Source organism: Actinacidiphila sp. bgisy144, assembly GCF_057708105.1.
On record NZ_JBYIRM010000008.1, the window covers coordinates 1 to 12323 of the forward strand.

Annotated in this window: 13 protein-coding genes; 4 read left to right on the forward strand and 9 right to left on the reverse strand. The window is 73.6% G+C overall.

The features are described from left to right. Nucleotides 1-204 (forward strand): zinc-binding dehydrogenase (locus AC3EVP_RS11675; protein WP_435128915.1); only part of this gene is annotated, 204 nt, incomplete at its 5' end. 32 nt (nucleotides 205-236) lie between these two features. Here AC3EVP_RS11675 and AC3EVP_RS11680 read toward each other — a convergent pair. Continuing rightward, nucleotides 237-800 (reverse strand): hypothetical protein, encoded by a 564-nt coding sequence (locus AC3EVP_RS11680; protein ID WP_435128918.1) that lies wholly within the window; start codon nucleotides 798-800, stop codon nucleotides 237-239. A 294-nt stretch (nucleotides 801-1094) separates the two neighbouring features. On the opposite strand from AC3EVP_RS11680, the gene AC3EVP_RS11685 reads away from it, so the two are divergent. The 3 genes from AC3EVP_RS11685 to AC3EVP_RS11695 are packed head-to-tail and all read left to right on the forward strand — an operon-like array spanning nucleotide 1095 to nucleotide 3474. Next, the gene (locus AC3EVP_RS11685) at nucleotides 1095-2039 is read left to right on the forward strand and encodes an NAD-dependent epimerase/dehydratase family protein (RefSeq protein WP_435128921.1); all 945 of its coding nucleotides are present in this window, start codon (nucleotides 1095-1097) and stop codon (nucleotides 2037-2039) included. After that, complete coding sequence (locus tag AC3EVP_RS11690) at nucleotides 2036-2683, forward strand: HAD-IA family hydrolase (RefSeq protein WP_435128924.1); 648 nt, start codon at nucleotides 2036-2038, stop codon at nucleotides 2681-2683. Before AC3EVP_RS11685 ends, AC3EVP_RS11690 begins: the two co-directional genes overlap by 4 nt. Next, the gene (locus tag AC3EVP_RS11695) at nucleotides 2680-3474 is read left to right on the forward strand and encodes a hypothetical protein (protein ID WP_435128927.1); all 795 of its coding nucleotides are present in this window, start codon (nucleotides 2680-2682) and stop codon (nucleotides 3472-3474) included. Before AC3EVP_RS11690 ends, AC3EVP_RS11695 begins: the two co-directional genes overlap by 4 nt. A 99-nt stretch (nucleotides 3475-3573) precedes the next feature. On the opposite strand, the gene AC3EVP_RS11700 is transcribed toward AC3EVP_RS11695, so the two are convergent. The 8 genes from AC3EVP_RS11700 to AC3EVP_RS11735 form a co-directional block, all read right to left on the reverse strand. Beyond that, nucleotides 3574-4803: a radical SAM/SPASM domain-containing protein gene (locus AC3EVP_RS11700; protein WP_335975075.1), complete on the reverse strand. Its 1230-nt coding sequence runs from the start codon at nucleotides 4801-4803 to the stop codon at nucleotides 3574-3576. 79 nt (nucleotides 4804-4882) lie between these two features. After that, nucleotides 4883-5863 carry a GNAT family N-acetyltransferase gene (locus AC3EVP_RS11705; RefSeq protein WP_435128931.1) on the reverse strand — a complete coding sequence of 327 codons (981 nt, stop codon included), beginning with the start codon at nucleotides 5861-5863 and terminating at the stop codon, nucleotides 4883-4885. Further along, nucleotides 5860-6627, reverse strand: a complete 768-nt coding sequence (locus tag AC3EVP_RS11710; RefSeq protein WP_435128934.1) for a phytanoyl-CoA dioxygenase family protein — start codon at nucleotides 6625-6627, stop codon at nucleotides 5860-5862. The genes AC3EVP_RS11705 and AC3EVP_RS11710 overlap by 4 nt, the downstream gene beginning before the upstream one ends. Then, nucleotides 6624-6992, reverse strand: coding sequence for a hypothetical protein (locus AC3EVP_RS11715; protein ID WP_435128937.1), 369 nt, complete (start codon nucleotides 6990-6992; stop codon nucleotides 6624-6626). The genes AC3EVP_RS11710 and AC3EVP_RS11715 overlap by 4 nt, the downstream gene beginning before the upstream one ends. Continuing rightward, nucleotides 6986-8215, reverse strand: a complete 1230-nt coding sequence (locus AC3EVP_RS11720; protein WP_435128940.1) for a DegT/DnrJ/EryC1/StrS family aminotransferase — start codon at nucleotides 8213-8215, stop codon at nucleotides 6986-6988. Before AC3EVP_RS11720 ends, AC3EVP_RS11715 begins: the two co-directional genes overlap by 7 nt. Then, nucleotides 8215-9171 (reverse strand): sugar phosphate isomerase/epimerase family protein, encoded by a 957-nt coding sequence (locus tag AC3EVP_RS11725; RefSeq protein WP_435128943.1) that lies wholly within the window; start codon nucleotides 9169-9171, stop codon nucleotides 8215-8217. The genes AC3EVP_RS11720 and AC3EVP_RS11725 overlap by 1 nt, the downstream gene beginning before the upstream one ends. Next, the gene (locus AC3EVP_RS11730) at nucleotides 9168-10742 is read right to left on the reverse strand and encodes a condensation domain-containing protein (protein WP_435128946.1); all 1575 of its coding nucleotides are present in this window, start codon (nucleotides 10740-10742) and stop codon (nucleotides 9168-9170) included. The genes AC3EVP_RS11725 and AC3EVP_RS11730 overlap by 4 nt, the downstream gene beginning before the upstream one ends. A gap of 23 nt (nucleotides 10743-10765) precedes the next feature. Continuing rightward, nucleotides 10766-12322 carry an AMP-binding protein gene (locus tag AC3EVP_RS11735; protein ID WP_435128949.1) on the reverse strand — a complete coding sequence of 519 codons (1557 nt, stop codon included), beginning with the start codon at nucleotides 12320-12322 and terminating at the stop codon, nucleotides 10766-10768. Nucleotide 12323 lies beyond the last annotated feature (1 nt).

Consider the following 12323-nt stretch of genomic DNA (forward strand, 5'->3'; position numbering starts at 1 on the left):
CCCCCCCCCCCCCCCTGGGTCCGCACCAGCCCGCTCCTCGTCGAGCCCGACGCCCCCGCCCTCACCGCTGTCGCCGCCCTCGTCGAGTCCGGCGCGCTCCGCGTCGAGGTCGAGCGCACCTTCCCCCTCGACCAGGCCGCCGAGGCCCACCGCCTCGGCGAAGCCAACCGCACCCGCGGCAAACTCGTCCTCGACCTCGCGTAGCCCGCGCCGGGCGGGCTCCTTCGTGTCGAAGCTCAGGAGGAGAAGTAGCTGCCGCCGCGCGGTGTGACCCGCCGGCCGCGGACGAAGTCCTCGCGGACGCGCACCGCGAGCAAGGCCACACCGTCCGGCGGCACACCGTTCGCGGCCGGCTCCGTCCCTGCCTGTGCGTGGCCGAGGTGAAAGGCGACGACGGGCGCCGTACGGTCGGCAGTTGCGTGGCCGAGGGTCTTCGGGCGGTCCGGGTCGGGGGACCCGAACGTGACCGACGGAGGCCCGAACGCGGCGATGATCTCGTCCAGCGAGCGGTCGTGCTTCGACCAGGCGACCGCACGGTCGACGAGCACGGCGTGCTCGGTACGCGTCAGTGTGCGGTCGAGCCGGAGCCGGCCCAGACGGTGGGCGTCCTCGCCGAACTGCGATGCGGCGACGTGGATGTCCGCGTCGGGAAAGGCCAGCCGCACCATCGTCGACGGAGCCGGCCGGCGGTTGGTGTCGGGAAGCCACACGTGGTCCCCGTCCTGCGGAGCGAACTCCGCGAGCTCGTCGAGGAGACCCGCCACCGTCGCAAGGCCCCCGAACTCCTCCGGCCTGCGCACCGCCTCGTTGAGCTGTTCCCGCAGACGCCTCCGCGCCGCGGCGTCGGTCCGGGAACGTCGCCACCGCACTGCCCGCCCGCGCCGCGCTCGCCGGCTGCGTCGGCGCGGACCCGCTCGGGCGGGCCCTCGCGGAGGGCTGAACGGTGAAATAGCGGCGCCCGTCATACATGACGCCGGGGTGCGCGAGATTGTATTTCGCTGTCATTGTCGGGCCGGTTTTCCGCTCGGAAAAGGTACCGGTGCCGTGTTATCGTCGGCGCATCACTGTTTCTGTCATCGGATGGAGTCATGTGAATGCCGGGTGAAATACTGGTCACCGGTGCCGCCGGATTCATCGGGCGGCACTGCGCGCTTCTGTGTGCCGCCTCCGGATATCAGGTGACCGCTCTCGACATCAAGCCGGCGCCGCAGGACGTGGCGCTCGTTTGCCGGGTCCTGCGGGCCGACCTGGCACAACCGGACGTGCTCGAGGAGGTGCGCGCCGGCCGCTTCGCCGCCGTGATCAACCAGGGCGGCATCAGCAGCACGACCGAAAGCGACCGCGACCTGCTGCGGCGGACCAACACCGACGGCCCGCTCGCCCTCGCCGACGCCTGCGCGGCCTCCGGCACCCGCTTCGTCTACGCGTCCTCGCACAGCGTCTACGGCACCTTCGAAAAAGGGACCCTGATCGCCGAGGACGCCGGCCCCGGGCAGTGCTCCGGTCCGCTCAACCGCTACGCCGCCTCCAAGCTCGCCCTCGACCGGGAGATGGCCCGCCGCCCCGCCGGCCCGACCTGGGTCGGGCTGCGCTACACGAACGTGTTCGGCCCCTTCGAGGAACACAAGAAGGCGATGGCCTCGATCATCTCGCAGATCCTGCGCCGAGCCGCGCAAGGGGAACGGATACCGGTGTTCGCCGACACCCTTCAGGCGAGCCGCGACTACGTGCCGGTGCGGGAGGTGGCCGGGGTCTGCCTGCGGCTGGTCGACGCGGAGGTGCCCTCGGGGATCTACAACCTGGGCTCCGGCCTGCCGGTGAGCTTCGCGACCCTGCTCGAGTGGTGCGCCGAGTTCACCGGATCACCCCTCGACGTCCGGCTGGTCGCCAACCCGCTCTCCGCCCGCTACCAGTACTGGACCGGCGCGGACATGACGAAGCTGCGCGCGGCCCTGCCCGGCGCGGGCCGCCTCGACATCGGCGGGGTCCGCGCCCGCGCCCGGGAGCTGTTCGACGTCTTCGAAGCCGGCAAGCCTTGACCGCGCTGCTCGCCTTCGACCTCATGAGCACCCTGCTCACCGATCCTTTCGAGCAGGCCCACGAGGCGTCCACCGGGCTGCCGATGGCACGGCTCCTCGCTATCGGCATGAAGCCGCTCTACCACAGCCTGGAGCGCGGCGAGATCACCGAGGCGGAATACTGGCGCCGATTGCGCGCGCTCGGGACGGAACCGGATTCCCGAATGTTCCACCGGGTCCACGAAGCGGGCTGCCGGTGGATTCCCGGAATGCGCGACCTCGTGGCGCATTACGCCGGAAAGCACCGCACGGTGATCGCGACGAACTGCCCGGAATGGGCCGAGTCGCTCCGCCGCAGGTTCCTGTCCGGAATCGCGGTGGAATGGTTTCCCTCCTATCGGCACGGCGTGCGCAAACCGTCCGCGGAATACTTCACGGAACTGTGCGCCGCGGCCGGTGCGACGCCGGACCGACTGGTGCTCGTCGACGACAAGGCGCGCAACGTCGACGCGGTACGCGGGCTCGGCGGCCGCGCCATCGCCTTCCGGTCCGCGGCCGAGACAGCGGCCGGCCTCGCGAACTTCCTGGCTGGACCCCGGGACGCGCCCGCCGACCCACCGCCCGGCGGGACCGGGCCCGGCGACAGCGGAACGGAGCTGCCATGACATGGGACCGCCCCTTGCTCGCCGACCGGGCGAAGCACCTGCTGGCCGCCGCCTGCGGCCAGGCGGGCAGCGGCGTGCTGCTGCCCGCGCTGTACTGCGCCGAGGTGGCCGAGGACATCGAGGCGGCCGGCGTCCCGGTGCGGGTCTACGACCTGGGCGCCGACCTCGCGCCGGTACGCCTTCCCACGGACGACCGGTTCCGGACGCTGGTGTGGCACCAGCCCTTCGGGCGCTGGCTGCCCCCGCCGCCGAGGGACGACCTGACCGTCATCCAGGACGCCTGCTTCGGCCTGCGGACGGCACTGGGCATGGCCGCGCCCCCCGCCGGGCCGCTCGTCGTGTTCAGCCCGCGCAAGGAGTTCCTGTGGCCCGAGGGCGGTCTGGCGGTCGGCGGCGGCGCGGCGCGGCTGCGGGGCGCGGTCGGTGCCGACGCCTCGGTGGGCGCCCGCTGGGACCGCCTCGACCGCGCGGCCGAGGTCGCGCGGGGACTCGCCGCGGACCGCGCCGCCCGGACCGCGCTCGGCCCCCTGCTGCCGCCGCGCACCGTCGCGTCGGAGGTCCTGACGCTGCTCCCGCTGCTGTCCGCCACCCGGGACGCGACCATCGACCGGCTCCGGGCGAAAGGGGTCGGCGCGTGGTGCTGGCAGCGGCCGATGCCGGGATGCACCGCCGACGCCACCCCGGGCGCGCGGTGGCTGTGGGAACGGCTGGTCTTCGTGCCGACCCCCGCGCCCGGTTCGCCGGTTTACCCGCTGCTGGCCGCGCAGGACTTCGAGCCGTGGCCGGCGTAGTGCCGACACCGGAGCAGTGCCGACATCGACGGAGTACCGCGGCCGGCGTAGTGCCGGGAAAGGCCCCGGGCCGGGACCGGCCCGGGGCCCGACCGCGCTTCAGTCCCTGGTGTAGACGTCGAACCGGTCGAACAGCTCGCCCCCGTCCCCGCGGCTCAGCGAGGCCGGATTGGTCCACTCGTACCGGACGGACAGCGCGGTGGTCCGCTTGCGGTGGAAGTCGGTGAACCCGTCCTTCTCCCGCTGGCTCTCCTTGAACCAGCGGCTGAACGCGCACTGCCGGCACAGCTCGTAGTCCTCGTTGCGCTCACGGAACCGCTGCGCGGCCGGCGACGCCCAGACCTCCTCCAGGGTCTGCGTGTTGAGGTCGCCGAGCACCACGTCGCCGTCGTAGTCGTGGCAGCACGGCACCACCCGGCCGTCCCAGAGGACGACCACCGAGCTCTGCGGGAGGGTGCAGGGCGCGGTGTAGCCGGGACTGTCGTGGCCGCCGAGGTCCTCGACCTTGTCGTCCTCGAAGTCCCACCGGCCCAGCCGCACCACGATGCCCCGGTCGACGCCGACTTCCTCGCAGTAGGACAGGAACCCGTCGATCTCCGACTGGTTGGCCCGCATCGCGATCATCTGGAGGGTGATCCACGTGTCGTAGCCGCCTTCGTCACGTGCCTCGACGATGCGCCGGACGTGCTTGTCGGCCTTGTCGAGCCGCGCCGCGTGCCCGCGGATGCTGCGGTAGGTGCGGGCGTCCAGCGAGTCCAGGGAGAGCACCATGTTGGCCAGGCCGGCGTCGAGCAGCCGCCGGCTCAGCCGCGGCGTGAGGCTGGGCGGATTGCAGGACAGCCCGGTCTTCACCCCGTGGGCGCGCGCCACCCGCACCGCGGTGTCGATCTCAGGGTGCAGCAGGGACTCACCGAAGTGGTGCAGCGCCGTGTACTGCTGGTACGGCGCGATCTGCTCGATGATCCGCTCGAACAGCGGGATCTCCATGCTGCCCAGTTCGCGCGTCATCGAGCTCGTCCGCGGGCACATCTGGCAGGTGTACGGGCAGCGGTTGGTCAGCTCGATCTGGTCGATCAGGGGGCGCTCGCGGACCTGGGCCAGGGAACCCGCCAGCCACGTGTCGGCTGCCTCGCGGTCGGGGAAGACGATCTCGGCCGGGGCGAGGGCGGCCAGCAGCTCGCCGGGCATCGGCAGACCGGGGTCGGCGAAGACGGCGCCGAGCGTGTCCAGCGCCCCGGCGGGGACCGTCACCTGCCGGCCGGTCACGGTGTTCGACAGCGCGGTCTCGCGGTCGGTGGTCTCGTAGTGCCAGAAAGGCGTGACGTACATTCTTCTTCTCTCTCCGTTGCTGCCCGAACCCGGCGGGCAGATCGCCGACATGGCAGGAGCGCCCCGCTCGGGGAGTCCGTCAGGGCTTCGCCCGTTCGAGGCGGACGTTGTGGCTGACGCCCTCGGCGTAGTCGGCCTTGTACGGGTAGTCGCCGCGCATGAGGTCGAAGCAGGTCACGCCCGCTGCGACGAAGTCGCGGATCATGCCGGCCACCAGCTGGTAGCCCGGGGACAGCCGCCGGTACTCCTGGTCGAAGGCGGTCCGGTACGCCCAGTAGCGGTCCTGGTGCAGGAAGCCGTAGTACATCGCCAACGGCACCGATTCCAGCCGCAGTTCGCTGAGCACGACACCGCAGTCCCCGCGCTGCGCCGCGGCGGCGAAAGTCCGGTCGACCGGCCCGCCGTCGAACGGCGCGACGACGTCGGGCCGGTCCCGCCACTGCGCGGCGTGCATCGCGAAGAACACCGGCAACCGCTCCCGCAGGTCCGCCGGATCATGCCAGTGGATCAGCTCGACCCGGCCGCGCCGCGCGAGCAGCCGCGCCTTGCGCACGGTCTCCTTGCGCCCGAGCACCGCGGCGACCCGCTCGGCGTCGGTCAGGTCGAACGCCACCACCGGGCTGGCCGGGCTGCTGCGGGCACCGGCCAGCAGCGCCGCGCGGTGCAGGAGGTCCCCCTCGGCCACGTCCTGGAGGTCCAGGGCCGCGCCCTCGATCCGCTGGAGTTCGGCCAGCGCCGCGGCCAGCGCGGCCGCGGCACCCTCCGGCTCCGGCTCGCCTTCCGGCCACCAGGCGCGGTGGTAGTCCGCCCAGGGCCAGCACAGCGGCCGCAGCACCTTGCCCGCCGGTTCGCTGTGCACCTGGAGTCCGGCGTACACCGGTCGCCCGGCCGCGGTCGCGGCCCGCAGGAGCAGCGGGGCGGCGCCCTCGGCGGCGGCCGCCTCGGCGATCCAGGCGCGGCACCAGCCGGCGCTCTGGAAGGGCGTCGGCGCACCGGCGCCCGGGAGTTGGGCCACCACCGCGTCGCCGCGGCTGACCCGCAGGGGCGTCGCGACCGTCACGTCGCACGCTCCACGGCCTGCCAGAACTCCTCGACGCTGGCCGGCAGCGGCTCGCCGATCGCGGCCCTGGCCCGAGGCGACAGCCGCGCCAGGACCTCCGGCCGCACCGATCGCGCGTAGTCCATCTGCGTACGCAGCCAGGGCCGCACCATCTCGATCTTGATCAGGCGGCGTACGGCGGCCGACCGGTTCTCCCCGGCGCAGTGCCAGATCCGGGCGTCGAACAGCAGCAGGTCCCCGCGCCGCAGCCGGGGCTGGATCGCCAGCCCGGCGAGCTCCTCGGGGCCGGGGTCGCGGACCACCGACCGGTGGCTGCCCGGGATGAGCCAGGTGGCGCCGTTCTCCGGTCCGCTCTCGTCGACGGCGACCAGGCTGTTCAGCCCGGGCGGGGAGTCTGCGGGGAAGGCCGTGCCGGCGAGGGCGTCCAGGTCCGTGTGGAAGTCCCACGGGAACCGCCCCTCTCCCGGCTGGAGTACCAGTCCGTCGAAGGAGTGCAGCCGGTAGGACGGGCCGAGCAGTTCGGCCGCCATCGCGTGCAGCGGCTCGGTGTCGAGCAGCCGCTCGAACTCCGGTCCCCGGTCGGCCAGGTTGCGCAGCGCGCCCCACTGGTGGATCTTCAGCAGCCGGTCCTTGCCCCAGGTGGCCTCGTCGTCCGCCAGCAGGGCGTCCATGCGGTCCGCCAGCGCGTCGACCTCGGTGACCGGGAAGGCGCCCGGGACAACGGTGAAGCCGGCCGTTCGCAGCTCGTCGAGGTGGTCGGTCATATCTGCTCCCAGATCTCGGCCACGACGCCGTCGGAGGCGTCGCCGCGCCACCACAGGCGCGCGTCCAGCATCAGCGTCTCGCTGGGGGCGAGGGTGATCCGCTCCGCCGGCGCGGTGCGCGAAGGCTCGGCCGATCCCTGGCTGCCCAGCACGAACTCGATCTCGACCGGCCGCGCTCCGGTCGCCCGCAGCACGAGCAGCCGGTCGGCCTCACCCACCGGCGCCCCGGGGGCCACGCCCTGCGCGCGGCTCCACCGGTCCGCCGGCAGCGGCACGTCGTCCCGGTGGCGCCACCGCGGTTCCAGCTCGGTGGGCTCGCCGGTGCCGACCACCGACCAGCCCCGGATGCGGACCTTGTTCAGCATGCCGACTCCTTTCGCGCCTTCCCGACCACCGTGCGGAAGTTCGCGGCGGCCGCGTCGATGCGTTCCTCGTCCGAAGTGATGTCGATCCCGACGGCCGTTCCCAGATAGGAGTCGACCACCCCGACGCTCAGCGCGACCGTGCGGGCGAGCCTGTCGTCGGTGCGCGGGAGGTCACCGCGCCGGTAGGCCGGTCGTGCCGCCGCCGGGTGCGGCAGGTCCGGGCCGGCGGCGCCGCCGCCGGTCAACTGCGGCATGTTGGCGTAGTTGTGCTTGCCCGACCGGTCGAGCGTGATGGTGCCCAGCAGCCGGGCGACCTCTGCGGCGAGGCCGGCCGACTCGAAGGTGTAGGCCAGCGCCGTCGCGCACTCGCCGTCCAGGTCGTGCACGACCCGCTCGGTGGCGCCGGGAACCTCGCCTATCGCCGCGCTGAGCGCCTTCTTGTTGGCGCGCAGCGTCGCCAGGATGTCCGGCAGCTTGCGCACCTGGGCCAGGGCCACGGCGCCGGTGAGTTCGTGCATCCGCAGGTTGAGCCCGAACAGCGCGGGGCCGTCGGTCACGCCCGTCCGCAGCGGCGCGGCGCCGTGGTCGTGCAGGGCGAACACGGTCTCGTACAGCGCCCGGTCCGCGGTGGTGAGGATGCCGCCGTCGCCGGCGGTGAACGTCTTGAAGACGTTGAGGCTGAACGCGCCGAACGTGCCGACGGTACCGAGGTGCCGCCCCCGGAACGTCCCGCCGCCGGCCTGCGCGCAGTCCTCCACCAGGAGCAGGTCGTGGGCGCGGGCGATCTCCGCCAGGGAGTCGAGGTCGCACGGTGCGCCGAGCATGTGCACCGCGAGGACCGCCCGGGTCCGCGGGGTGATCCTCTCGGCGACGTCCACCGGGTCGAGCAGGAGGCTGTCGTCGATCTCGGCGAGCACCGGGGTGGCGCCGGTGTAGGCGATCGCCGCGATCGAGGCGATGAACGTGTAGGCCGGGACGATCACTTCGTCGCCCGGGCCGATCCCGGCCGCGAGCAGCCCGGTGTAGAGCGCGCTGGTGCAGCTGTTCAGGCCCAGGCAGTGCGGCGAACCGGTCAGGTCCGCGAACTCGCGCTCGAACTGGTACACCTTGGACGGCGTGGGGTCGCCGTCGAAGCGGTACCGGCTGAGCTCGCGGCTGGTGAGGACGTCCAGCACCTCGGCCTGTTCCTCCAGGCCGATCATGGACAAACCGGGTCCTGGCATCAGTGACCTCCCATGAGGATGGATTGCGGAGCGGACAACGGGGGGACGGGCGGGGAAGGGTCGGTGGGGTGCCCGCGCAGGCCGGCGACCTCGGCACGGAGCCAGCCGGCGGCCTGGGCGAGAGCGGCCGTGCGGTGCTCCGGCCGGACGTGCGGTTCCAGCGTCAGCGGACCCGGGTAGCGGTCGGCGGCCAGCCGCGCGAGCAGCCCGGGCCAGTTGACCGCCCCGGAGCCGAGCGCGGTGGTCACGTACGCGCGGTCGTAGTCGTGGTAGCGGACGGACGGCCCGTCCTGCGCGGGCACGGCCGGGTCGGCGCGCCTGATGTCCTTGACGTGGAGGTACTCGACGTCGTCGGCGAGGACCTCGTACGCGTACGGGAAGGGCTCGACGCCCGCGCAGTAGAAGTTCGCCGCGTCGAAGTTGAGCCGCAGCCGCGCGCTGCCGATCCGGCGCACGGCCTCCCGCAGGGCGTGCGGGCGCCGGGTGAGGTCGCCGCCGTAGCGGTCGCGGCCGAACGCGTCGAACTCGTTCTCCAGCACCACGGTCACCCCGAGGGACTCCGCGCGCCGCAGCACCGGTTCGAGGTTGCGCGCGAGCACCTCCCCGGAGCGCCGGTCGTCCCGGTAGCCGGGCGCGCCGAAGTACGTGTTGACCACGGGCGCGCCGAGCCGGTCGGCCAGTTCGAGCGCCTCGATCAGCCGGGAGCGGCTGCCCGGCACGTCGGAGGTCTCCCCGATCTCGACGCCGGCCGACACCGCGGCGACCTGCCCGGGCCAGGCGGCCAGCCGGGCCAGGGCAACGCCGTCGGCGTCCGCACGGAGGTTCTCCGGGTACCACAGCTCGATCGCGGTCACCCCGACCTCGTCCGCGGTGCGCAGCAGTGTGTCGATCGGCTCGTCGCGGAACTCCGTCCCGCTGATCGCGATGCGCGGATCGAACTCCCCGCGGCCGGTCATGGCGCCGCCGGGGATTGCGCCGCCGCGTCCGGGTCCTGGACCCGGGGGAGCGGTCCGGAGGGTGCGGCGACGCTCTCGACCAGCGTCCGGACCACCTGATCGGTCGTCTCGGGTGTGATGGCGCCCGGCCAGCTGGTCAGCTCGAACACCAGGTGGCTGCCCATGTCGACGACGTGCAGGTCGAGCGGGGCGCTGGCGTCCTTGGCCGCCGGGATCGACCGCAGCCGCACCGGGCCGGACGGGAAGTCCAGCACCGGCTGCCACAGTCTCACCTCGAGGAACAGCCACGGCTTCCACTTCGGGCCGAACCGCAAGCCGTCGGCTCCCAGCACCAGCGCCGGCGGCGTCATCTGCCGGGACACGGCCTGGAGCAGGCAGCTCTGGAGGGCCGCGGCCGCCTGCTCGGGCGTGCCGCGCTCGGTCAGGTCGACCGACAGCCACAGCTCGCGCGAGGTCGAGGCGACCAGCGTCGAGGTGCCCACCAGGTCCCGGTTGATCGAGTGCACGACCACCGGCACCCGGTCGGCGCCCAGGCCGGCCCGGACCGCGTGGAGGAGGTGGCCGCCCAGCAGCGAGGACAGGCTCAGGCCCTCGGCCGCCGCGCGCTCCAGCAGCAGGCGGCGCGGCTCGGCGCCGACCTCGAACCGGCGGGTGGTCAACCGGTCCGGCGCGCTGCCCGGTACCTCGCCCTGGCCCGGCGTCCGCCAGGACGGCTCGAGCAGTTCGCGCCAGAACTCCGCGGCCTCCTTGCCCTTGTCGGCCAGCAGCCGGTTCTCCGTCGCGCACCACTGGGACAGGGTCAGCTGCGGCTCGGCGGCGGGCTCGGGCTGCCCGCCCGCGCACAACTCGCCGATCTCCAGCAGCAGCATCCGCAGCGACCACGCGTCGGCGACGTTGTGGTCGACGACCATGAACAGCAGTTCCAGCTCCGTGCCGCGGATCAGGGTGACCGCGGCCATGGGGGTCCGGGTGCGGTCGAAGAGGTGCTCCCTGCGCGCCAGGACGATCCGGTTCAGCTCGTGGTCGTCGGCGCCGGGCGCGTCCACCACCTCCAGCGGGATGGGGGCCGGCGGATCGAGCCGTGCGAGCACCTCGTCGCCGCGCCGGTGCAGGGAGACCCGCAGCGCCTCGTGCCGCTCGACCAGGGTGTCCAGCGCCGTACGGAGGACGCCGGGGTCGATCGTCCCGGCCGGCAGCTCGACGGCCCCCCAGACCGGTGCCGGGGTGCGCTCCCAGTCCGGGCCCATACGGCGGGCCAGGTAGGTGGTCATGGCGGGCGCCGGGAAGTACGCGCCCGGCAGGGCCGGCGGGGGCATCCGCTCCACCGGGACGTGGGCCGACCCGGCCAGGAAGGAGACCAGGCCGTTGACGTTCGGGTACTCGAAGACCGCGGACAACGGCACGTCGAAGCCCAGCCGCTGCTGGAGCCGCGCCACGATCGCGGCGACGGCCATCGAGTCGAGGCCGGCCGCGAAGAAGTCCGCCTGGTCGCCGATCTCGTCCAGGCCCGCCTGGTCGGTCACCTCGGCCATCGCCGCGCGGACCGCGGCCCTGATCGTCTCAGGGGTCATGGAGGGTTCGGTGTGTTGGGAGTTCACCGTGCGTGCGTCCTTTCTTTCGTCATGTCCCGGTTCGCCGGCCGGCGGCCGTACATCGTCACGAAGCCCGGTCCGCCGGCGGCCACGTCGTGCGCGACCGACCGGGCGTCGACCTTTCCGCTGGGCAGCCGCGGCAGTTGGGGGCAGCCGAGGACCACGTCCGGCATCTCCGCGCCGAGCGCGGTGCGCAGCGCGCCGATCACCGCGTCGCGGTCGGTGTCCGGCGCGCTCTCCAGCGCCAGCACCAGTTCGCCCTCGGCCTGCCAGTCGGCCTGGAAGCAGCAGGCCGCCCCGACGGTCGGGTCGCGCAGCGCCGCCGCCGTGATCGCGGCCGTGTCGACCGCGGCCCCCCGCCGCTTCACCACCGAGTCGAGCCGGCCGGTCACCAGCAGCGCGCCGTCCGCGAGCAGCCGGCCGCGGTCCTGGGTGTCGAACACCGTCATGCCGTCCGCGCGCCGCAGCGCCGCTGCCGCCGGCCCGATCCGCTCCGGTCGCAGATAGCCGAACGAGCCGTGCGGTGTGCGGATGCCGATCCGGAACGTTCCCGGCACCGCGGCCGCTTCCGCCGGGACCGGCAGCCGGTGCAGCACGGTGCCGGGCAGGGGGCGGCCCACCGGCAGCGGCCCGTCGGGCAGTTCGCCCGCCTGATCGGTGACGGGGTACCAGAACTTCGCCAGGGTCGTCTCGCTGGGCCCGTACAGGTTGCCGATCCGGGAGGCGGGGGCGGCCTGCCGCCACTGCCGCACATGGCGCGCGAACAGCGGCTCCCCGGCGAAGACCGACCAGCGCAGATCGGGAAGCACGGTGCCGTCCGCGGCCGCCAGCCAGCGGGCGCTGATGCTCGGCACGAGGTGCACCAGGTCGATGCGCTCGTCGCGCAGCCAGCCCAGCACCGCCCGCGGATTGGTGCGGACCCGGGCGCCCGCCATGTGCACGCGGCCCCCGCAGACCAGGGGGAGCAGCACCTCGCGCAGGACCACGTCGAACGAGGGGGAGGTCAGCGACGCCGCACGGTGCCCGGGCGCCAGGCCCAACTCGGCGGCCTCCCAGTCGAGGAAGGCGGCCAGGCCCGCGGCGCTGCCGACGATGCCCTTGGGCGTGCCCTGGCTGCCCGAGGTGAAGACCAGGTAGCCGGCGCCCTCGGGAAGGACCGCCGGGTGCGGATCACCCGGCGACACCACCTCCGGTGCGCCCTCCTCGATCACGGCCGCCGGGCGGACGATCTCCAGCAGCGCCCGCGCCCTGGCCCTGGGCAGGTAGGCGTCGACCAGGAACGGCACCAGCCCGGCCGCCCGCACACCCAGGAACGCCGAGGGCAGGCCGACGCCGCCGCGTGTGGTGACGGCCACCGCCGAGCCGGCCGGAAAGCGGTCGCGCAGCGCGTCGGCGACGTTGCCGACCGCCTGCCACAGTTCGGCGTAGGTCAGTTCCTCCCGGGCCTTCCCGGTTCCCGCGCCTCCTGCGACGACCGCCGTCCGGTCGGCATACGTCCGGGCCGCCAACTCGACCCTGTCCAGGACCGGGCACCGCATTGTCCACACCGCCTTCGGCATC